Annotated in this window: 14 protein-coding genes; 4 read left to right on the forward strand and 10 right to left on the reverse strand. The window is 44.3% G+C overall.

The window, feature by feature from the left end:
* Positions 1 to 160: 160 nt before the first annotated feature.
* The 7 genes from I6E84_RS03390 to I6E84_RS03420 all read right to left on the reverse strand — a co-directional run bounded on the left by I6E84_RS03390 (position 161) and on the right by I6E84_RS03420 (position 13,683).
* Positions 161 to 1,246, reverse strand: coding sequence for an XdhC family protein (locus I6E84_RS03390; protein WP_320158620.1), 1,086 nt, complete (start codon positions 1,244 to 1,246; stop codon positions 161 to 163).
* On the reverse strand, positions 1,239 to 3,809 hold the full coding sequence (gene xdhB / locus I6E84_RS03395; RefSeq protein WP_197216147.1) for a xanthine dehydrogenase molybdopterin binding subunit: 2,571 nt from the start codon (positions 3,807 to 3,809) through the stop codon (positions 1,239 to 1,241). The genes I6E84_RS03390 and xdhB overlap by 8 nt, the downstream gene beginning before the upstream one ends.
* A gap of 223 nt (positions 3,810 to 4,032) precedes the next feature.
* Complete coding sequence (locus I6E84_RS03400) at positions 4,033 to 5,667, reverse strand: xanthine dehydrogenase small subunit (RefSeq protein ID WP_197216148.1); 1,635 nt, start codon at positions 5,665 to 5,667, stop codon at positions 4,033 to 4,035.
* A gap of 261 nt (positions 5,668 to 5,928) precedes the next feature.
* Complete coding sequence (locus I6E84_RS03405; protein WP_320158621.1) at positions 5,929 to 7,290, reverse strand: uracil-xanthine permease family protein; 1,362 nt, start codon at positions 7,288 to 7,290, stop codon at positions 5,929 to 5,931.
* A gap of 369 nt (positions 7,291 to 7,659) precedes the next feature.
* Positions 7,660 to 8,349 carry a 1-pyrroline-5-carboxylate dehydrogenase gene (locus I6E84_RS03410; RefSeq protein WP_110922956.1) on the reverse strand — a complete coding sequence of 230 codons (690 nt, stop codon included), beginning with the start codon at positions 8,347 to 8,349 and terminating at the stop codon, positions 7,660 to 7,662.
* A gap of 11 nt (positions 8,350 to 8,360) precedes the next feature.
* Positions 8,361 to 11,612 (reverse strand): bifunctional proline dehydrogenase/L-glutamate gamma-semialdehyde dehydrogenase PutA, encoded by a 3,252-nt coding sequence (gene putA, locus I6E84_RS03415; protein ID WP_197216149.1) that lies wholly within the window; start codon positions 11,610 to 11,612, stop codon positions 8,361 to 8,363.
* Positions 11,613 to 12,387: 775 nt separating this feature from the next.
* The gene (locus tag I6E84_RS03420) at positions 12,388 to 13,683 is read right to left on the reverse strand and encodes an NCS2 family permease (RefSeq protein ID WP_194197501.1); all 1,296 of its coding nucleotides are present in this window, start codon (positions 13,681 to 13,683) and stop codon (positions 12,388 to 12,390) included.
* Between the two features lie 487 nt (positions 13,684 to 14,170).
* Here I6E84_RS03420 and tolQ point away from each other — a divergent pair, with 487 nt between their 5' ends.
* The 4 genes from tolQ (at position 14,171) to I6E84_RS03440 (ending at position 17,871) form a co-directional block, all read left to right on the forward strand.
* A complete protein-coding gene (gene tolQ, locus I6E84_RS03425) occupies positions 14,171 to 14,884 on the forward strand; it encodes a protein TolQ (RefSeq protein ID WP_197216150.1) in 714 nt (237 codons plus the stop codon).
* 13 nt (positions 14,885 to 14,897) lie between these two features.
* Complete coding sequence (gene tolR, locus I6E84_RS03430) at positions 14,898 to 15,356, forward strand: protein TolR (protein WP_110922960.1); 459 nt, start codon at positions 14,898 to 14,900, stop codon at positions 15,354 to 15,356.
* Between the two features lie 72 nt (positions 15,357 to 15,428).
* Positions 15,429 to 16,442: a cell envelope integrity protein TolA gene (locus I6E84_RS03435; protein WP_227681285.1), complete on the forward strand. Its 1,014-nt coding sequence runs from the start codon at positions 15,429 to 15,431 to the stop codon at positions 16,440 to 16,442.
* Between the two features lie 136 nt (positions 16,443 to 16,578).
* Complete coding sequence (locus I6E84_RS03440) at positions 16,579 to 17,871, forward strand: PD40 domain-containing protein (protein WP_197216152.1); 1,293 nt, start codon at positions 16,579 to 16,581, stop codon at positions 17,869 to 17,871.
* 327 nt (positions 17,872 to 18,198) lie between these two features.
* On the opposite strand, the gene I6E84_RS03445 is transcribed toward I6E84_RS03440, so the two are convergent.
* The 3 genes from I6E84_RS03445 to I6E84_RS03455 all read right to left on the reverse strand — a co-directional run bounded on the left by I6E84_RS03445 (position 18,199) and on the right by I6E84_RS03455 (position 22,165).
* The gene (locus I6E84_RS03445) at positions 18,199 to 18,861 is read right to left on the reverse strand and encodes a cytochrome c (RefSeq protein WP_197100275.1); all 663 of its coding nucleotides are present in this window, start codon (positions 18,859 to 18,861) and stop codon (positions 18,199 to 18,201) included.
* Between the two features lie 30 nt (positions 18,862 to 18,891).
* Positions 18,892 to 20,493, reverse strand: a complete 1,602-nt coding sequence (locus I6E84_RS03450; protein ID WP_197216154.1) for a flavin monoamine oxidase family protein — start codon at positions 20,491 to 20,493, stop codon at positions 18,892 to 18,894.
* Positions 20,494 to 20,665: 172 nt separating this feature from the next.
* Positions 20,666 to 22,165: a cytochrome c gene (locus tag I6E84_RS03455; protein ID WP_197216156.1), complete on the reverse strand. Its 1,500-nt coding sequence runs from the start codon at positions 22,163 to 22,165 to the stop codon at positions 20,666 to 20,668.
* Between the last annotated feature and the right edge of the window lie 759 nt (positions 22,166 to 22,924).

A 22,924-nucleotide genomic window follows, 5' to 3' on the forward strand; every position in this document is an offset into this window, starting at 1 on the left:
GAGCATATTTTGAACACAAAGTGACTGAGTGCAGCCTATATATCGTTATGGCGTACAAAGATAAAAAACGAAAGTAATGTCTGAGTAATAAAAAGTTAAACCGTAAAGTTGAACAGTAATGCAAAGTTTATGGGTCAATATCAGTTATGACCTATGACATTTATGCACGATGATAAAGCTGTAAAACTTGAGCAGCGATAGATACCGCAACGGCCATAGGCTCTTTGCCACCAATCTCAAGTCCTATTGGCATGGTTAGCTTGGCAATCGCTTGCTCACTATAGCCGCGCTGAAGCAAACGAGTTCTAAAACGATTTTCTTTGGTTTTTGAGCTGATACAGCCTAGATAAGGCATAGATTGTAATGCGCTATCGTCGGTAGTGGCCTCATGAGCATCGGCATTTATATCTAGAGAAGCATCCAATGCAGCACGCACCAAGTCAAAATCAAGACTATGATCATGAGTCATGACTAATATAAAGTGCTGAGACCCTTTGTTGGCAGCTGCATTCCGGCGGCTGTTTGCAATGAATGGGCGTACAAAGTCCACAGGATCTTCTTCGATATGTGGACGAATATGCGCAGGCAATTGATAAGTGACTTGGTCATCTATAGCATTAGCATCCTGCGTCACATAACGCTCGAACATCTCAGCGCGGCTATCCACCCAATCGACCTGACAAGGTAAATCGGCAAGTATGGTCATTAATGCCGCTGCGACATGCCCTGCTCCAAAAACCAATAACGACATGGGCGGCATCACATTAAAGCACTCAAACATGACGGTGACACTACCACCGCAGCACTGCGCTAACTTGGCACCCAATGGGTAATGTTTGGTATAAACAGCGTCACGGCGTACTGCTTTGGCTTTTTCAGACTTACCTTCTCTTGATGGTTTAGAGCCTTTTGAGTCATCTGTATCTGGCTCACCTTTAAGCAGTTTCCTAGCAGTTATCGTCACATCATGCTCGAGACTACCGCCGCCCAACGTGTCACAGCAATCATCAAGCGTTACAATCATTTTAGACTGTAACTCTCGAGGTGCTGAACCATTAACAGCAACGACAGTGGCCAAAACATGTGCGATACCACGCTGCTGATATTCTGCCAGTCCATCATACCAACGCATCGAGGATATCAAAGGCATCGAGTGTACAGCTGAACACGATAACATTTGTGGCTCAGATAAGTGTGGCTCGGATATTTGTGATACTGGTGTTTGTGGCGCCGATATATTACTCACCGTGCGCAGGACCTCTAGCCGTTGATACATTTGGATCTTTTATCGCCTCGGGCTGATCGTCGAATAGCTGACCTTCAGTCTCTGTCGGATTGATATTTTTGCCATGAGATACTTGCTGCGGTAAGACTCGATCATCATCAATACCGTAATTATCATCAGCTGACGTTAAGCTCTCAATAGTGTCAACATCTACTTTATCAGCAATCTCCCACGCTTGACCTTGCATACGCATCACAGCTTTCAATACGGCCTCTGGCGTCGCTGGCATGGTCAACTCTGGATTTTTCTTATAATCCCCCAAGCTTGCGACCGCATTGTTAATCGCACACCAGACGCTGGCGGCCAACATAAATGGTGGCTCGCCCACTGCTTTAGAGTTATAAATAGTCTGCTCTTCATTCTTACGATCGAACAGTTTCACGCTCCACTGCTTTGGTAAGTCATGAGCCGTTGGAATCTTATAATTCGCCGCGCTATTGGAAGCAAGTTTGCCTGTCTTATCCCAAATCAACTCTTCTGCCGTTAGCCAACCCATACCTTGAACGAAGCCACCTTCAATCTGACCAATATCAATATCTGGATTAATAGATTGTCCAACATCATGCAAGATATCGCAGCGCAGTACCTTATACTCACCCGTTAAAATATCAATCTCGACTTCTGAACACGATGCACCCAGTGCAAAGTAAAAGAACGGACGACCCCATGCTTTTGATCGATCATAAAAAATCTTTGGCGTTTTATAATAGCCAGTCGAAGACAAACTAATACGATGCTGGTAAGCCAGCAATGTTAATTCAGCAAAAGTAAGCGTGGCTTTATCGGCAATATAGACATGATTATTCTCAAACTGAATGCTTTCTGCAACGACTTCAAAATGCTCAGCGGCAAACTCAACCAAGCGCTCTTTAATGGTAATACAAGCATTTTGTGCCGCTTTACCATTGATATCCGTACCCGATGAAGCCGCTGTGGGCGACGTATTCGGCACTTTGTCTGTACGTGTGGCCGTTACTTTTACAGTATCCAAATCTACATCAAATTCATTAGCGACAATTTGGGCAATTTTTACATATAACCCTTGCCCCATTTCAGTACCACCGTGATTAATCTGGATACTGCCATCTGTATAAATATGTACCAATGCACCTGCTTGATTCAAATGCTGTACGGTAAACGAGATACCGAATTTAACAGGCGTCAATGCCAGACCTAGGCGCTTATCACTGCCCTCTACTACAGCCTTTTGGTTGGCCTCTGTTATCTGCTGGCGGCGTTTATCGTATTCATTATCATCGGCTAGCGTCTGCATAATTGTGGCTAAATCAAAATGCTCAATCGGCTGCCCATAATGGGTGCTTTGACCGTCTTTGTATAAGTTCGCCAAACGTACTTGCAGTGGGTCTTTGCCCAACGTATAAGCGATATGGTCCATCATATACTCAGCCGTTAATAGACCCTGCGGACCACCAAAACCCCGATAAGCCGTATTAGATACAGTATGCGTCTTACAACGATGACCTGCTATCTGTGCCGCTGGATAGTAGTAGGCATTATCACAATGAAACATCGCACGATCGACGATAGCATCGGACAAATCAGGTGAATAACCACACAGTCCTGCTAATTGCATATCAACACCGAGAACTTGACCCTCGTCATTGACACCAACATCATATCGGTTAGCGAACTCATGACGCTTACCTGTCACCACCATGTCATCTTGGCGATCTAAACGCATACTTACTGGCACATTATGGCGTTTAGCAACAATGCCACACAGACATGCCCATGCAGCAGCTTGCGTCTCTTTACCACCAAACCCACCGCCCATTCTACGTACGACTGTCGTTACCGCATGAAAAGGCAGGTCAATCACTTCGGCGACGAGCTGCTGTACTTCACTGGGATGCTGCGATGAGGTATAGACTTCGAGGCCACCATCATCACAAGGTACGACGTATGAGACCTGACCTTCGAGATAAAAATGCTCTTGCCCCAACATATGAATATGGCCTGAGATGCGAGTAGTAGCCGATTCAAGCGCAGCGGGAGCATCACCACGCGTCATAAAATGACTGGGACGTACAAACTGTTCTTGATTTAATGCATCTTCAATAGTCAGTATCGCTGGTAATACTTCATACTCTATCACTGCTTTGAGCGTGGCTTTTTTGGCAGCGCGATGACTGGTTGCAACGACGACAAACAAGGTCTGACCCACATATTCTGTGATCTTATCCACCATCAGCGGATCGCCATCAAATACAGGACCGATATCGGTTTTGGCTGGGATATCTTCAAAGGTAATCACGTCGACTACCCCATCAGCCGCTTTTACTGCGCTGAAATCCATACTTAAAACACGTGCATGCGCATGGACACTTTTGCCTATAGCTAAGTGTAAGGTCGATTGTGGTTTTAGCATGTCATCGACATAAGTGGCCGTACCCATCACATGACTGATCGCACTATCATGCTTTGCGCCAGTACCGATTTTGTTTTTAGGTGGACGTACGCGACGGATACTGTAGCTATCAAATAATGAAGAATGATGACTCATGATGATGCTCTCTTATATTTTTGGTCAAACCTGTATGTTCGGCTTCTAGCGTTTTGACGGTATGATAAAAGCTATGTTGCGAACGGCTCTATTGAAAGTTAAGTCAGACGCTAAACTTAATAATATTATTGTCAAAAGCACTGTCGCAAAATCATAACGGTTATAAATATCTATATTTGGGGCAAAGGAAGTTCAGATCCACTTTCGATACCAGCTGTCTCTATCAAGCGCTTATCGTTTGCAGCTCTGCTACCAGTTGCTTACCGCACTTAATGAGCAGTCGTTGCACCACATGCATACGATACTCTCGACTCGCTCTCACATCTGTCATTGGTGATACATCCATTGGTAGCATTTTTGCAGCCTTCTCAAAACTAGCTACCGTCAAAGGCTGTCCAATCAATGCTTGCTGAGATTTTGTCGCTAGCAGAGGGATAGCCGCCATACCACCTAGCCCAAATTTGACATCCTCAATGGTCATGCCATCTGCTGAGATATCCAGTCTTGCTGCAAGCAGACAGGCAGAAATATCATCTTCATAACGCTTACTAATTTTATGGATGTATAGATATTGATTGTCTTGCAGAAGTGGTATATGGACGGCGACCACATAGCTGCCTGCACGTAGCTTGGTTTTTTTATAATCTAAAAAGAATGCTGATAAAGGTATCGTCTCATCAGAGTAAGATGCCTGAGAAACACCGTTACGATTAGCCATATCACAATGACGTAAATGAACCTGCGCATCTAATGCTAATAGAATCGGTGGTAAATCGCCAATCGGTGAGGCATTGGCAATATTGCCACCGATAGTACCCATATTCCGAATTTGTGGTGAAGCAATACGTTCAAATACCGCAGCAAATGTAGGAAAATACTGCTCAAGCACAGGCAGTATTTTTTTATAACTCATACCAGCGCCGAGTATCAGTGATTTTGTAGATGCTGATGCTACGTTTTGCTTATCATCTGATAGCGCATTGGCATTATCATTAGCATCCACCACTGACCAAGTCTTTAGCTCATCAATCGCAGAGAGCTGCACAATCACTTCATGATCAACCAAATGCTGCGTCACACTTAGACCCAGATCAGTCCCGCCTGCCCAAATAGTCGCCTTTGGATTGGCCGCTAGTACTTGATTCAGCGCATCAATTGACTGCGGCATAAATAACTGCCGCGAGTCTTGCGTCAATGCAGGTTCGATAGCATTATCTTTCAGTGGAACAGACGCCTTGCTAGTTGCCATCGCATCGGTAGCTAGCGCTATCGTGAGATCTTTCGCTGCTGTATGCGCTTCGTCGCGCTGCTGACCAATAGTACCCATGGCCAGACCAGCTTCAATAATTGGGCGATAACCCGTACAGCGACATAAATTCCCCGATATTGAAGCGACAATATCATCATAGCTTAGCGCATCTATCGTCGCATCCTGCACTTTTTGCAGACGATGGTTTTCATAAACGCTGGCCAGCGACATCACAAAACCAGGTGTGCAAAAGCCACACTGCGAACCATGACAGTCAACCATCGCTTGTTGGGCTGGGTGCAATGAGGCGCGATCTGGATGATGCTCAGGATTGTCCGCGAGATAAGCCGCTGTCATCAGATGATGACCATCCATCAGTGAAAGCAAAGTAATGCAGGAGTTTAGCGTATAAAAAGGAGTGGTAGATTGTTCGCTATCATCTATAGCCAATCGTTGCGCCATGATGGTACAGGCACCGCAGTCACCACTACCACAGCCTTCTTTGGTATCGGTCTGTCGTTCGTGCAAGCGTAAATACTCAAGTACCGTTGTATTCGGATTGAGGTGGGTTATCTCATGGTGCTTTCCGTTCAGATAGAAACTAATCATAGCAAGACTCGGCTAAAAAATTGGGCTTTATAAAATTAGGCAGCTCAGATAAACCACCAACATAAATATCTACTAAATCGCTCAAAACAATCAATCTATATTTAATAAACCTTAAACAATAATGGCATTTAATAATACTTTTTGGCTAGATAGTTAATTCATTTTAAAAGAGCGTCAAGGCAACCGAGTGCAGATGTAACTGTGATACTTCAAGCGAGGTTAACGCTGTCACTCTTTTGTAGAGGATTGACTATATTTTTATTATATATCAGTGTCTTGAGTATCCACTGGTAAAAACAAACTTAATGTAATGGCTGTGATAGCACCGATTGCTACAGGTGATATCAGCACGTTACGTATCAATTCAGGCACGTGTGATAACACCTCAGGCACCATAGACACACCAATACCCATTCCGACAGAGGTCGCGACAATCAACATATCACGGCGGTCGAGCTTGGCAGTCGACAATACCTTGATACCTGCCACTGCGACTGTGCCAAACATTACTAGCGTTGCACCGCCTAGTACTGGCTGAGGCATGGTTTGCAATAGGGCACCGAATATAGGAAACATCCCTATGATAATCATGAGCGCTGCAATATAAATCCCGACATGGCGACTAGCAACTCCGGTAAGCGCTATAACGCCATTGTTTTGGCTAAAAGTCGTCGACGGCATACTGTTTAAAGTCGCGGCAATCATAGAGTTCACACCATCTGCCAATACTCCACCTTGAATTCGATTGAGATAGACAGGTCCTGTGACAGGCTCTTTGGACACCACAGCATTTGCCGTTAAATCGCCTGTCGTCTCAAGCGCACTTACACAATACAGAATAGCTAATGGAATAAAGGCGGCGATATCAAATTGAAAACCAAATCTAAAGGGAATAGGAACTGTCACGAAGCCAACATTGCTCAGTGAAGAAAAATCCAACCTGCCCATAAAAAAGGCGGCTAGCATACCTAAAACTAAAGCAATAACAATCGAGGAAAGTCTTAATAAAGGATTTTTTGAGCGGTTAAAAACAATCACTGATACCAGTACAACCATACCTAGAAACAGGTTCTGTAAGCTACCAAAATCTTTGGCACCAAAGCCACCTGCAATATCAGTCATGGCTACTTCGATCAATGGAACACCAATGAGAATAATAATAGTACCAGTGACAACAGGCGTAAATATTCTTTTTAATTTATGAATAAAACGACTCAGTACAACTTCGACAAAGGCAGCGCAAAAACTAACGCCAAAGATAGTGGCCAAAATATCTTCTGGTGAACCACCACGTCCTTTTACAATTAGGCCAGCAGAAATAATCGCTGTCAAAAAAGCAAAGCTGGTCCCTTGTAGACTTAACATACCAGCGCCTACGGGACCTATTTTTTTACATTGAATATAAGTGCCAATACCAGAGGAGATTAGAGCACAGCTAATCAAATAAGGAACATATTCACCCAACCCCAAAGTCCCAGCGACAATCAAAGTGGGTGTAACAATAGCAACGATGCTGGCTAATAGGTGTTGTAAAGCCGCGAAGCTTGCCGGCCAAAAACTAGGATTGTCATTGAGCTGATACATCAACTCGCTGTTTTTTTGAGACTCTATAGATTCAGGCACTGTTAATCATCCTTGATTAATATATTTTTAAGTCTACTAACACTTCTTGATAACAGGTGTCAGCAGCCTCGCTAATAGTTTTGGTCTGAGTGATTTGGTGTTAGTGATAACACCGCTTTGAAAGATGACCATTTGGTCAGGTTTTATGATGATATCACTACTGCTGTTTGCCGACAAGCGATAAAATAGCGTTCATAAGTCATAGGATTTTAAGTATTCACCGTCTAAAATATGAAATACTTGAAAAGCAGCCATAAAAAAACGGTTAATGCTCATTTTCTAAGAGTTTTGAAGCTCTTGAAAACAAACATCAACCGTTATTCAAACAATGCTAAGTAGCGTCTTACTACCTAGCACATTTAATTTTTCTTATGTACCAAGCTCAAGTAAGCTAGCATTACCACCAATAGCCGTGGTATTGATGGTTTTGACACGCTCAGTGACAAAACGATGCAGATAATCAGGCGTTAGCATCTCTGACAAGCCTTCCATATCCGTCACGCTGATCACCTGCGTCAAAATACCATCAGTCTTAGCCAGCTCTTGGCTGATGGTCTGTGCATCAGCTCGGCTACCAGACACTGCCACTTGTGCAAGACGATCGATATACAACAAAGTAATGGTCTGTGAGTCATTAGCAACGCTCAACACATCTTCGCTAATGCCCGTTTCATAAAGCACTTTTGCTGCTTCAACACACATCTCATCTTGGCTTGGGCAATGCAATATGACTTCATTGCCTGTCAATAGTGCGGCAACCAGCTGGCCTAGTACGGCCATTGCACGGGCAGACTCACCGCCCACCACCATCGTCTTACCGCGACCAGTGACATACAAGTCGTTTGACTCGCCAGTGGCACCAACCATACGGTGCATCTCATCCAAGCTAGGTGCTGCACTCAATAGATGATTGAATAAGCGCTTGGCCTTGTTGGCATCACCAGTTAGCAGTGCCAGCTTTGGAATGGCTGCTTGTAGATAGGTTGCACGGTTTACTGCGCCCAGTAACCTCCAAGACTCACAGACCTGTGCATGATTTTTTTTGAATTCAGTCGCCATGATGCTACTCCTTATGCAAGTTCTGTTTGAGTGGTGGTTTGGGCTTGGCTATTGCTAGCCTCGATATCAGTCGCTGGCTCTGAGACTAGCTGCATGAGGCGCGATACATAGTGCGGGCCACCCGCTTTAGGGCCAGTACCAGACAGACCACAGCCACCAAATGGCTGGACGTTGACCACGGCACCAATTTGGTTACGGTTGATATAGGTATTACCGACAAACGCGCGGCGCTCGATGTTTTCAGTGGTGGTTTCGATACGACTGTGGATACCCAAAGTCAAACCAAAACCTGTCGCATTAATTGCATCGATCAGCTTGTTCAAATCACGAGCTTGGTAACGCAGTACATGCAAAATCGGGCCAAAGTGCTCACCGCCGATGACATCGATGCTTTTGACTTCAATCGCCGTTGGCAATACAAACGTAGACTGATCTTGGCTCACGACTGAGGTTGAGCTCATTGGTGTCTGTGCCAAAATCGTTGCAGTTGGCTCTGCTTCCATACGCGCGATATGCGCCTCTAGGCCTTGCTTGGCATCCGCATCAATCACTGGGCCCACATCGGTGGCAGCATACAGTGGATTACCAACAGACAGTTCTGCCATGTTGCCTTGTAGCAGCTCGATCAAATCATCTGCCATCTCTTCTTGCACGCACAAGATACGGCAAGCTGAACAACGTTGACCCGCTGAACCAAACGCTGATAATACCGCGTCTCTAACGACCTGCTCTGGCAGTGCCGTTGAATCAACGATCATCGCGTTCTGACCACCAGTTTCTGCGATAAATACTGGCAGCTCACCGCTGGTTTGGGCATGGTCGTTTAGGCTTTGATTGATACGCTGAGCTGTTTGAGTAGAGCCGGTAAAGATCACACCTGCGATGTTGTCAGCCGCCGTCAATGCGCCGCCCACATCACCTGCACCAGTGACCAATTGCAGGGCCGCTGCTGGAATACCCGCTTGATACATTAATTGTGCAGCAAAGTGCGCAATCAAACTGGTTTGTTCAGCAGGTTTGGCCACTACCGTGTTACCTGCAGCTAGTGCCGCCACGATTTGACCGGTGTAGATTGCCAATGGGAAGTTCCATGGACTGATACAGACAAAAGTACCACGTGCTTTGTAGACTTGACGCGCTTGTTTACCAGACAAATCGGTAAACTCATAAGCAGTCGCTTCTAAACGCTCGGCTTCATCTGCATAAAAACGGCAGAAATCAACCGCTTCTTTGATCTCATCAATACCATCTTGCAGAGTCTTACCCGCTTCAACTTGGCACAATGCCATCAATTCAGCGTAGTTCTCTTCGTATAGCTCTGCAATCTTACGCAAGATCTCAGCACGCTTTGCAGCTGATACATTTTGCCACTCATTTTGACCAGCAACAGCAGCATCGATGGCTTGGCGAGCCAGTTGAGCGTTGGCGTATTTGACGTCACCAGCGCTAACTTCATGGTTCCAAGGCGCACGTACCGTCTGAGCATCTAACTGATGCGTTGTGCCATCGACTTCGTAATCATTAACGGCTTTGCCATTGATGATAGGTGTCGCTGACCAAGACTTGTCTAAGTAGCTATCGATAGCCGCTGTAAACGGAGCCCACTGCGAATCAATAAAGATATTAGGACCAAAGCTGGCACGACGTTCACCATAGATTCCTGATGGTAATGGGATATCTGGGTTGTTCAACGTGGCATTGGCCAGCAGCTTGTCATATGGATGTACAGTCAACTTATCAATAGGATAAGACTTGTCTAGTAACTGATGGACAAACGAGCTGTTTGCGCCGTTCTCAAGCAAGCGACGTACCAAGTACGGCAGCAAGTCTTTGTGAGCGCCTACTGGTGCATAGATACGTACTGGAATCTGATAAGCATCTAAAATATGATCATAAAGTGCATCACCCATGCCATGCAAACGCTGGAACTCAAAGTCTCTGTGCGCGCTCATCGTAATGATTGACGCAAGCGTATGAGCATTATGTGTGGCAAACTGTGGCCAGATTAGCCCACGCAAATGATCCGATAATAAGAAACGCGCGCAAGCAAGATAAGCGGTATCCGTGCCTTCTTTACGAGTCCAAACAGGATAGCCTGATAGACCTTTTTGCTGAGCCAGTTTGATCTCTGTATCCCAATAAGCGCCTTTAACTAAGCGTACTGGGATGCGGTCGCCTACTTCACTTGAGAGACAAGCCAACCAAGCAAGCACTGCGATAGCGCGTTTAGAGTAACCCTGTACAACGATACCCAAACCATCCCAGCCAGCCGTCAAGTTATCACGGTATAGAGACTCAAACAGTTTTAGAGAAATCTCAAGACGATCTGCTTCTTCAGCATCGATGCTCAGATCAACATTGACCTCACGTGCCGCTTCAATAAGCAACATGCAGCGTTGACGCAGCAGTCCCATGACTTGCGTTTCTTGCGTGGCTTCATAGCGAGGATGCAGTGCTGATAATTTGATAGATACTGATGGCTTTGGCATGCCGTCTTTGACTTTAATGCTCGCAGTGGCTTTGATGGCATGCAGATAATCGTTGAAATATTTTTCAGCATCTCTATGCGTGATGGCCGCTTCACCTAGCATATCAAATGAGTAGGTGTAACCTCTATTGCGATATGGTTGGCTGTTTTTATTGGCGTCTTCAATGGTTTCGCCCAATACGAACTGATGCCCCATGATACGCATGGCTTTTTGCATCGCACTACGAATGACAGGCTCGCCCATCTTTTTGGTCATACGGTCTAAGAAACCTGATGCCGTTGTGCTGCTATCAATGCTCACGACGCGGCCCGTCATCATCATGCCCCAAGTAGAGGCATTGACCATAAAGCCGTTGTCATTTTTGATGTGCTTTTTCCAATCAGCCACACTCATTTTGTCATGAATCAAGGCATCAGCCGTATAGTTGTCTGGCACACGAATCAAGGCTTCTGCCAAGCTCATAAGCAAGATACCTTCTTGGGTATCAAGACTATACTCAAGCAACAACGAATCGACCATTTTGACAGCTTTGCCATCATTACGCACATGCTCAACCAACTTACGCGTTTGCTCAGCAGCAGCATCGCGCTCTTCATCGCTAGGTTTGGCAAGGGGTAACAGCTCAGACAACCAACGCACTTCATCCACACTATATAGCGGTGAAATACGGGTATGTAAAGCTTCTAATGACTGGGTAAGATATGCCGGCTTCAGCAAATCAACAGCGGAAAACAAGATAGGCTCTTGCGGGGTAAACTGGTCTACTGGGTTCATAATAACTCCATAACTATCGTTTAAAAACCATAATAAATGGTGCTTTAGGAAGTTTGATCGTCCTGTGTGACGGCTCACAACCGCTATCAAATTGAATAGTGGTTATCAACGGATACTCACAGTAATAATCAAAAGACCAAACGGCGCCATCACAAAACTAAAAATCCAGCAGAGGCTGGAGACGGTTAAGTAGGTCGTTCGACTGTTAAACGGGCTACGCTAACAATACAAAGGCAACAACGCAAAGCTAAGCGGCATTAGTGCCTTCTTCTTGTTAGTAGTGAAAGGAGTATGATGGTCAGATACCAGTTTATCAAAACGACATACGGTCGCTTTAATAAACACCAATCTATCATCTTAGGTGACGCTAATTCACTGTAAGAAAAACCTCTACGGCGTTGATTGAGGTGATGCGCTTAACGTGGCTATAATATCATGAAAAAAAATTTCGAACTAACGATTTTTTTTATTTTTATCGATAAATAAATCTTTATATAACAATAGCTTATGTCATTATTGCTGACCATGACGCTTTGGTTATGTTTTTTTGTTTACTATTGCCGATTGATTGTCATTACAGCACTAGATATCAGTATCAAAAATACTAGCGCGTGCCTTCAATTCACTCGATAGTCATCTCAATGGGCTAACACTCGATATAACGCTTATATCAATAAAAACCCCTCCTTATCTGACATAGATAAGGAGGGGTTTTTATTGCAAGCTAAGCTAAAACTGTATCGTTTAGCAAAGACTGCTGACTGGCTTTAAACCGTTAAACAAAGACAATTTTTGCCAATAGTACGAAAGTCAATATCCATACTGGAATGCTAATGTCAGAAAACTTACCCGTCAGTGCTTTGGTCGCCGTATAAGTGATGAAACCAAGTGCGATACCATCTGCGATAGAGTAAGTCAGTGGGGTAAATAATAATACGACAACGACTGGCGCTGCTTGAGTCAAGTCAGACCACTCTACGTCTTTTAGAGTGCCTAACATCAATACCGCCACATAAAATATCGCGCCTGCTGTTGCATAAGCAGGGATCATACTGGCTAATGGCGCAAAGAATATACTAAGCAAAAATAGCACGCCGACAGTCACAGCGACCAATCCAGTACGACCACCTGCAGCAATACCTGAAACGCTTTCGATATAACTGGTTGTCGATGACGTACCAAGTAAAGTCCCTGCTACTGTCGCAGTAGAATCTGCAAACATCGCTTTACCCATGTTCTTAACTTTACCATCTTTATCTACCAAGCCTGCCTGTTGCGTGGTTGCAATCAACGTACCTGCTGTATCGAATAAATCGACGAATAAGAAAGCAAAGATAACGCTGATCATACTCACATCAAACGCGCCAGCAATATCAAGCTGCATGAATGTAGGTACAATCGATGGCGGTGCAGAGACAATACCAGTGAAATGCGTATTGCCAGTTAATAAGCTGACCAAAGCCACAAGCAAGATACCAATAGTCACCGCACCAGGGACTTTCTTATAAGACAAAGCGAGAATAACAATAAACCCAACAGCAGCCATCGCCGGTCCAAAGCTTGTCATATCACCTAAGCCAACCAACGTAGCGTCATGATTGACGATGACGCCTGAGCTTTGTAACGCAATGAACGCTAGAAATGCACCAATACCAGCGACCACGCCCTGCTTGAGCGACACGGGAATAGAGTTGATGATCATTTCGCGAATTTTGAACAGACTCAACAGCACAAAAATACAACCAGACAAGAACACCGCGCCAAGCGCAACTTGCCATGTGTACCCCATACCAAGTACCACGCCGTAAGTAAAGAAGGCGTTAAGACCCATGCCAGGAGCCTGAGCAACAGGTAAACGAGCATAAAGTCCCATGATCAAACACCCGATTGCTGCTGCCAAACAAGTAGCAACAAACACAGCGCCTTTATCCATGCCAGCATCTGCTAGCACGTTGGGGTTAACAAAGATAATATAGGCCATCGTTAAAAAAGTGGTCAAGCCAGCAAGAATTTCAGTTCTTACCGTGGTGTTTTCACCGTTAATCCCAAAATAGCGTTCGATTGCATTCATAAGTGTCGCGCCCAGCTTGCTAGTGAAAGAACAAATTTATTAATGCCTAAAGTCAACACAACGTCAGCAGACAAATCATGACGTCATCTATAGAAAGGCAGCAGTAACGAAGTGTAACATTCTAGAGAAATTACACTATAAATTCAATCACTACCAGTACCCGGGGCGTACAAACGCGATTTCTCCTACTACTTAGAAATCATATTTAGACAGAATTTTAGGTAAATAAAACATATTTTCAAGATATCTATCGATAGATGCACAAACAGAATTTACCTTTTCAATAAAACAACATAGCTAAACATTCATTAATTATTTGGTATTTAACACTTTATTAAATGACCTTTCCTTCATTTAGCAGTACACTAGGCGGTTAATATAAGTGTGCAGAATTATTGCTCCACCATATTTTTATGTTATCGAATACCCTATTTGGCCTGCGTATTGCACCATGCCAGCTCTTGTCCATTATCCGTGAGTTCATTACATGCCTGAGTCATTAAATATTATTGATCTTATTACCCAAGCCAGTCTATTGGTGCAGATTGTGATGGCACTATTATTATTAGCGTCTTTATTCAGTTGGATCATTATTTTTCGTATGAGTGCGCGGCTTGGTACAGCTCAAAGTTTCGATCAACAGTTTGAAACTTGGTTTTGGTCAGGTGAAGATTTAGCCAAACTATATCAAGGTGTGCAAGGCTCACCTGAACGCCAAGGACTTGAGCAGATTTTTTATGTTGGATTTTCAGAGTACCTAAGAATGCATAAAAAGCGCCAACCTAAAGATGACATCATCGATGGCGTTGAGCGTAAGCTAAGAGTTGGGCTAGGTCGTCAACAGCAACTGCTCGAGTCAGGACTGACAACGCTGGCCAGTATCGGATCAGTGGCGCCTTACATCGGATTATTTGGTACAGTCTGGGGTATTATGAATGCCTTTTTAGGATTGTCGCAGACAGAACAAGCCACCCTCGCCTCTGTTGCGCCTGGTATCGCCGAGGCCTTAATCGCCACTGCCATGGGTTTGTTTGCAGCGATTCCTGCTGTACTGGCTTACAATCACTTTACGGCAAAATCTAGCCGCTTATATGACTCGCGGGCGCTGTTTTGTGATGAGATGACCGGCATGCTCCAACGTGAGACCAGTGCAGCAAAACCTGTCAGCAGAGAAACGCAATCTACTACCAATCAAGCATAAGGACGATGAAGCCATGAAGCAAAGTCCCTATCGCCGTGAAAAGAAAGCGCTAAATGCAGAGATGAATGTCGTTCCTTACATCGATGTGATGCTGGTGTTGCTGGTCATATTTATGGTGACTGCGCCGATGTTGATTACAGGTGTTGATGTCGATCTGCCAAAAGAGCAAACCAACACCATGAGCCAAAGCCAGCTACCGGTGATCGTATCTCTAACTGGTAATGGAGAGATTTTTATCAGTTACGAAAGTAATGTCGATTTGCCAGTGAGCGAACCTGAACTGATTAACACCTTGTCTAATTTGCAGACTCAAAACAGTGATGCCGGAGCGTCACCCGTACAGGTGATGATAAATGCCGACCAAAACAATCAATATGGTGCAATCATGACGCTAATGGCGACGTTGCAACAAGCTGGTATTCAAAAGGTGGGACTACTAACAGGCGCTCCTCTACCCACGCCTTCACTGTAATAAACAGATTAATAAGCACCACATTCGATCAAGCTTATAATAGAATCGTAGTCAACCCAATGAACCACGTTCATGAGTATAAATATTATGCATAATGCTCCTGCCGTCTATGTGCCTACCCAACCTGAAGGCAATGGGCTGACCTTGCCTACGCTACTCAGTTTACTCGCACATGGCCTTGTGATTGGCCTGCTCGTCTATAACTATCAACACACTGAAGTAGACATGACTGGTAGTATCGAAACGGTCATGGTATCACCTGAGCAGCTGGCTGATATGCAAGGTCAGATACTGGCCAATCGTGCTGCCGCGCAAGCTCAAGCAGCCAATGCTAGCAGCAGCTCATCGACAGTTACGCAAGCGAATGAGTCTAACAGTAACAATGCCAACCAAAACAGCAGCCAATCAAGCTCTCAGCAAGTACCTAGTTTTAGCCGCCCTGATGACACTGCTGGGCGTCCTTTGCTCATGAGCGAAGAGCATCATCAACGCTTACTTGAACAAAATAGAGAGTATGAGCAGCGGATGGCTGAATGGGCAGAGGAATTAGATGAATCAGTGACAGAAAAGCACGATGCGATTGAGCGAGACAAAAGAGATGAGCAAGTAGAAGAGCAACAAAGGCTCCAAGAGTATCGTAATAAGCCAAATGACACTCCCAAAATTGTACGTCCTAATAATAAAAGCACCAATATAGAATTTGAAAGTAATGATTCTGATGGCACACCTAAGAATTACAGTCTAGCAAAAGGTGACTCTGTCGTATCTAGCGATACAACAAGCACCACAAAAGAAAGCAGTCGTTCAGCAGCAGGTGGCAATCGCGGTGCTAGCAACAATGAAATTATCAGCTTAATCAAACGTAACTATAATCCACCGACAGGAGCGAAAGGCACGACTCAGCGCGCGACTCTAACGATTACTGTAAATGCTAGCGGCAAGGTAACCAATGTCTCAGTTTCAGGACCTGATAGTAGAGTCAATGAGGCAGCCAAACAAGCAGCTTGGGATGCGGATAGCTTCCCAATAGATACTAGCGATCCCAAATATCCTACTTTCGATATACAGTTTAGGGGTAGTAACTAATAAGTTGCTCATGTCTCACATTATTGATAACGTTACCTTAATAATCTTATACTGTTGAAGGTATTCCCATACCTTTATGGTTGATTGATTACTTGTAGAAATGATCACTATACTTTTTCAGGAGCTTGAATTACTCATGCGTACTCACAAAAAACTACTCACATCTTTACTTGCCAGTGCCTCAGCTTTGCTTGTCGCTCCAAGTATATTTGCAGCTCCTGTCGTTCTGGAACTAGATTACGACATTCCTACTCAACAAAACCAAGCCGCTTTTGTTCCCTTCGCTGGTGACACCGTCATGTCTTCTATTATCCTAAATGACTTAGGTAAAACCGAGCTAAAAGTGACTAGCGAAAATTTGCCACAGCAACCGCATAGTAGCAACGAGTTAGCAGGTACACTACCCGTATGGCAAAGTATCGGTATTCCTTACCTAGTCGTCGGTAGCAGCAGTACCAATCGCGGTAAAGTGACCACCAACTATGAAGTTATTGAAGTAAAGTCAGGGCGAATACTAGCAGGCAAACAAAGTCTAACGGCTAATAACGATAAAGAAAGTATGCGTTATGCTGGGCACGTCATCGCAGATAAAATATATGAGTTGATTACCGGGACGCCAGGAGATTTTTCAGGACGTATTGCTTATATTGAAGAGGAATTAAGCGGTAAGAATAAAGTCTCACGCCTAAAAATCATGGATGCTGATGGTGAAAATGCGAGAACACTTGCTGAAGTCAAAGGGTCTATCTTTTCACCCGCTTGGTCACCAGACGGTAAACGCATTGCTTACTCTGTACAACGTGATCAGTCTTATCAAGTCATCTACGTACAAAACGTTGATGGCGGCGGCGCAACCGCATTAACGCCATTTCCTGGTAGTAACTTGAGTCCATCATTCTCACCAGATGGCAGCAAAATATTATTCTCTAGCAGCTTTGAAGGCAGTGCTGATATTTACGAGATAAGTGCCAGTGGCGGTCAACCTAAAAGACTCACTAGCTGGCCAAGCAGTGAAGTACAGCCAAGCTATGCGCCTGATGGTCAATCTTTTGTGTTCGTCAGTGACCGCGCAGGTTTCAATAAGCCACAAATCTATCGTTATGAGTTTGGCTCAGGACGTACTACGAAGCTATCAAATAGTGGTTATGCGACTAGCCCGCAGTTCAATAGCGATGGTTCACAAATTGCCTTTTTGAATGGCTCATCAGCCGCTATCATGAATAGCAATGGCGCAATAACGGCTAATTTGGGCAATACGGGCATTGATGAAGCACCGAGCTTTTCGCCTAACGGTAAGCGCGTAGTCTATGCTTCAAAACAGGGTGGTAAAGGCATTATTACAATAAAATCACTAAATGGTGGTGAGACGTTTGGCAAGTCCGGACAAGGTACTATTCGCTCACCAGTATGGTCAGCCAGTCCGAAGTAAATAATCCACTTACTTTCTTTCTCAATCTATAAATCCTTGTATATAAAAAAGCGCCTAACTATCTGTTAAGCGCTTTTTTTCTAAGAGCAGTAGTGAAGTAATTTGTATATTAGGGCGTGTCCTCAATTCAATCGATAGTCATCTAAATGGGTTAAAAATGGCTAAATCTTGCCAAACAACGTCAAATAGCTGACTAATATCTCGATATTATCTGCGCTATTTTCCTTGTTTGACTGCGATTTATCTCATTTTTATCACCATTTTTAAAATGAGGACACGCCCTAGATATTTTTCTTTAATAGCCATTAGCTAAAAGTGTAAACAGTATTAATCATCACTCGGATCACCTGCTGGTGGGTTGTCATGACGCAGTTTTGCTACGTCTTCAGCCGTTACCGTCTCGGTAAAGCCATTCAAGTCACTGACCACATATTGAGTAACCGCAGCCATCTGCTCATCATTCATCATCCCATGAAATGACGGCATACCGCGAAAACCATTCATTAAGATATCAATGATGTAATACTTTGATTGCATCTTACTGTTATTAGCCAGTGGTGGATAATAGCCTGCGCCGTAAGCACCCTCACCTTTATGCATATGACAGGCTGCACAAGAGTCGTGATATAGCTTTTCACCATCTGTTGTCACAAATGCATTGGTGCCTTCAAATTTTGCTTCCCACTTAGTAATACTTGGGTCATTTTCCATATTGGGCAGTGAGCTGTCATCGACGATATTTGTAGAAGGTTTTGCAAGCTCATCACGACTCATATGGACTGCACCCCAAGCGCCTGTATTACGGCTGGCTTGATAATCAGCAGGTTGCGTAGCTTCTTTCTCTTGTACACTGGCTATCGTTTGTGCATCATCCGACCGCTGACTACAACCTAGCAGTGTCGCACTACTCACCACACTTAGCAACATCACATTCAGCAGTTTGGGTGTCATGTTTTTTATGACTGTCTTCTTCACGATTGCATTATCCATGATAGCCTCTGAATTTTATAGTTATTCGTATTAACCCAGCATTTTTGCTTTTTTATGTAGGCGCTTTGCGGCATCCATACCAGATAGAATAGCGCCTTCCTGCCATGCTGGAATGTGTGAACAATGCTCGCCTGCCAGTACGATACGATTATCAATACTGCACAGGGTATCGTAATGCTGCCGACGGGTCGATTCGTTCCAGATGCCATAGCAGCCAAGCGTCCATGGGATACGGTGCCAGACAACTGACGTACCTGCGCGGAATTCTTTGGGATACTGAGGATGGATATATTTACCATAGGCAAGTGCAACATTGATACGCTCTTTCGGCGTTAGGGTATTGAACTTATAAGATGTCGGGCCGTAACCATACGCGCCTAGCAACACCCCTGTCCCATCTTTGAACATATTTTGTGACGGATAGGCAATCTGAGCAATGGGCATGTCGGTATAAGTCAGACCACCAAATATCCACTCATCTTCTTCCCAAAATCGACGATTAAACTCTAAGCCAACTTTATAAGAGCTCTCATAAGGCACAGCGGCCATCGCCTGTTTCATAGGTTTTGAGACATTGATATCCATCTGCGTCAATATCGTTAGTGGGATATTACAGACGCACCAATCTGCACGGATGGTCTTAGTGGCGCCATCTGGACTATTGCTGTCGACATAATCGACCGTCACACCACTTTCGTCCTGATGGATTTTGGTGACTTTTGCATTAAACTCAATCATATCTCGACATTCGCGGGTGAATGCATCACCGATTTTACCCATACCGCCCACTGGCTGAAACATGGTTGGCTGATGCCCATAAGTCATATGATTGCTATAGATATCTGCCCACATACCCGACTCTAATATCTCACTGATAGGCAGTGGCTTTGATGGGGTCGCGTCAGGCATCAAACCGCCACCCGGAAACACACTAAAACCGCGATGCTTGCTGGTCTCATTACTGGCACGGTAGCGATAGTCTTTATCGAGCACACCCCAACCTTTTAAGCCTTCTAACAGTTTCTCTTTATCTTCTTTATTCACAGAACGATCGAGAGCACCGACGTTAACGGACTTCGATAACAACTCCGCGACGTGACCTTGGATATCGTTTTTTACATCACCCAAACGTTGAGGTACACCGCCAAAATGAGTGCTACGGTGCAGATACGCACGATCATTGGTCTGAATAAATGGCTGCAGCTCAACACCGAACTGTTTGCAATAATGGAAGATGGCATAGTGATGACTGGGCAAACGCCATGGCCCACCATTAAAATAATTGCCTTCTTCAAAATCACAAGTGACTTCTTCACCGCCAAGCTCTGTATATTTATCACCGCTGTTCAACGTCCAGCTGCGACCACCGCCACGGTTCTGATATTCGAGAACCTTGACATCATAGCCTGCTTTACGTAACTCATAAGCCGCTGTCAGTCCACCAAGACCAGCACCGAGAATGACAATGCTAGCACCCGGAGGTGCACCTTTTAGATCCATGGTCTCTTTGAAACTCGACTCTGAAGCAAATCCCAATGTCGTCATTGCCTGATACATCGCCGTTGCACCCGCTGTCTTACCAATCATCGAGAGCAGTTGGCGCCGCGTTGGAGACTGAGGCATGTCTTTCATAATAAAGTCCTTAAAGTAGGCGTTCGTGCAAAACAGGAGGCATTGAGACGATGAATCAGCTTGGCTTCATTTTTCATTTTTCATTTGTTGTTTAAGCTGTCGTACCTTACCGTGTTTCCTCTAACGCCTTTCTTGTCATAAGTATTTAAATCGTATTTATAAAATCACTGGATTAACGGCGACGCCTAGCACGCAAGATTGCTCGTATGATAAATACAATAATAATGACGGCCACAATAATGCCGACTATTGCCAGCAGGCCCGCATATTTGATTAAAAATGGCGTATCAGCACCCGTCGTTGCGATGCGATCGACATCATCAGCGCTCACCTCACTACTCATAAGGCCACCAAAATTCACACGTACATAATTGGTGATACCAGCGATTTGCTCGCTATTAAGCTCATCTGAAAACCCTGGCATAATAGGCGAAGTATTGATCGCCCCTTCTACTCCATGAAGAATCATATTAACGAGTGCATCAGGCTTGTCGCGACGAATACTGCTGAGTCCGACGATAGGCGCATAACGTGCATCAGGCTGTCCATTACCATCGACACCATGACAGCTGCCACAAGCCGCCAGATATAGCGATTCTGATGAAACACTATATTTGCCAACCTCTGCTTTAGCTTGAGTCAAATACTCATTTTGGGCGAGTAAATCGTGCGTAATGGACTCGTTGACTGGTGTTGGTAGACGAGAGATATCAACGGCTGCGACCTTATCCTCTGTTTGAATCGCAGGGACGGCTTTTAAATAAGAAGCAATGGCACTCAAGTCTTCATTTTTGAGATATCGAGTACTGTGCGCAACTGCCTCGCCCATCGGCCCACCCGCATAAGCTCGTTGGTCAAGCTTGCCAGTGCGTAGATATGTGACAATATCTTGTTCACTCCAATTGCCAATACCACTTGACTCGTCAGGTGTGATATTGGGCGCATGCCAATGACCAAGCTGAGCGCCTGATAGATATTTTTCTTTATCAAAGCCCATGGTGCTATTACGCGGGGTATGGCAAGTGCCACAGTGCTCTAGGTTATTGACGATATATTCACCGCGTTGCTGTGTTTGGGTGAGTCCATCACGGTTCTCGGTAGAAGGGACATTTAAAAAGTTCCAGCCCAGCATGAGCGTACGAATGTTAAAAGGAAATGGCAATTCAGTTTTTTGCGTTGGTGCCTCATCGACTACTGGTACAGTTTGCAGATAGGCAAATAACGCGCTGATGTCTTCTTCCTTCATGCCGCTATATGCAGCATATGGCATGGCAGGATATAACATATGGTCGGGTGCTCGACCTTTTTGTAGCGCATTCTTCAAATCCACCTCAGTATAGTCACCGATACCATAACGCTTAGACGGGGTAATATTGGTTGAATAGATACTCCCCATCGGAGTGTCAATCGCTGTACTGCCAGCATAATCCTCACCGTGGCATGCCATACAGTCAGCAGCACGAGCAATATAGGCACCGCGGTTGACGATATCGCTATTAGCGGGACGCACATTAGGCAGACTGGCATTAGGTAAACTGGAATCAGCTAATGTGGTGGTGGGCAAGCGAGCACTGGCCGTGCTTGTATCAGGAAGGCTTGTTCCTTCAGCCATCACAGCACTGGAGGTAATACCCATTACGAGCATCGATAACATCATAGGAATTGGCTTCATAATATCCTCATATAGCTGGTGCCTAGGGTATTTCACAGAGAGGTTTGACGACATATTTGATAGTGAGTAGCGTCTTTATAACTATTTATTTTTGCTGCTCTATGCGTCAAACATCAAACAATTCATTAAAAAACAAAATAATGAGTAAACTATCTTTATGGAAGGCATCTAACAAAAAAGCACCTAGTAAAGAAAGCATCTAGCAAAAATAGTTTCTAGATAATGTCTACTCACCTCACCAATGTAAGACTTTTTCGCTACTATTACTTGAATGGTAACTTATTGGCCTAAAATTTTTACAAAACTTAAAGAACTGTCTGACGGCCATCTATTTCTGGCAAATTATCATGTGTTTTTATAGAGTAATAATACGTATCTCAAAAAATCCTTTAAAAACAATAACTAAATAGACTGTTTAAAAATATTACGTCTCTCATGAATGATCTATCACTGCGATGAACCATTGCGAATAAGCGATATTTACTATCATTATTCGTTTGGGCTGTACATAATGGATACATAGACCGAAATCAAAATCGTCTGATTATAGATAATATTTTTATGATGCTATGACACATAATTATTGCACCTCACCATATTTTGTTTATGATAGGCGCTATTTCCACGTTGCCAATCGCCACCTGAGACATCATCATGAAGTCATTAACGCTTACTTATATATTCACATCTACTCTGTTATTAACAGGTTGTCAGTCGTTCCAGTTTGTTGATAGTCCGATTCCTGTCACATCAAATTTG

Source organism: Psychrobacter sp. SCQQ22 (genome assembly GCF_015864605.1).
Lineage (GTDB): Bacteria > Pseudomonadota > Gammaproteobacteria > Pseudomonadales > Moraxellaceae > Psychrobacter > Psychrobacter fozii.

Bases quoted from the DNA above. Each gene is read 5' to 3' on its own strand.
- xdhB (WP_197216147.1), bottom strand. From the start codon at position 3,809: ATGAGTCATCATTCTTCATTATTTGATAGCTACAGTATCCGTCGCGTA.
- I6E84_RS03400 (WP_197216148.1), bottom strand. From the start codon at position 5,667: ATGATTAGTTTCTATCTGAACGGAAAGCACCATGAGATAACCCACCTC.
- I6E84_RS03410 (WP_110922956.1), bottom strand. From the start codon at position 8,349: ATGGCGACTGAATTCAAAAAAAATCATGCACAGGTCTGTGAGTCTTGG.
- putA (WP_197216149.1), bottom strand. From the start codon at position 11,612: ATGAACCCAGTAGACCAGTTTACCCCGCAAGAGCCTATCTTGTTTTCC.
- I6E84_RS03420 (WP_194197501.1), bottom strand. From the start codon at position 13,683: ATGAATGCAATCGAACGCTATTTTGGGATTAACGGTGAAAACACCACG.
- tolQ (WP_197216150.1), top strand. From the start codon at position 14,171: ATGCCTGAGTCATTAAATATTATTGATCTTATTACCCAAGCCAGTCTA.
- tolR (WP_110922960.1), top strand. From the start codon at position 14,898: ATGAAGCAAAGTCCCTATCGCCGTGAAAAGAAAGCGCTAAATGCAGAG.
- I6E84_RS03435 (WP_227681285.1), top strand. From the start codon at position 15,429: ATGAGTATAAATATTATGCATAATGCTCCTGCCGTCTATGTGCCTACC.
- I6E84_RS03440 (WP_197216152.1), top strand. From the start codon at position 16,579: ATGCGTACTCACAAAAAACTACTCACATCTTTACTTGCCAGTGCCTCA.
- I6E84_RS03445 (WP_197100275.1), bottom strand. From the start codon at position 18,861: ATGGATAATGCAATCGTGAAGAAGACAGTCATAAAAAACATGACACCC.
- I6E84_RS03450 (WP_197216154.1), bottom strand. From the start codon at position 20,493: ATGAAAGACATGCCTCAGTCTCCAACGCGGCGCCAACTGCTCTCGATG.
- I6E84_RS03455 (WP_197216156.1), bottom strand. From the start codon at position 22,165: ATGAAGCCAATTCCTATGATGTTATCGATGCTCGTAATGGGTATTACC.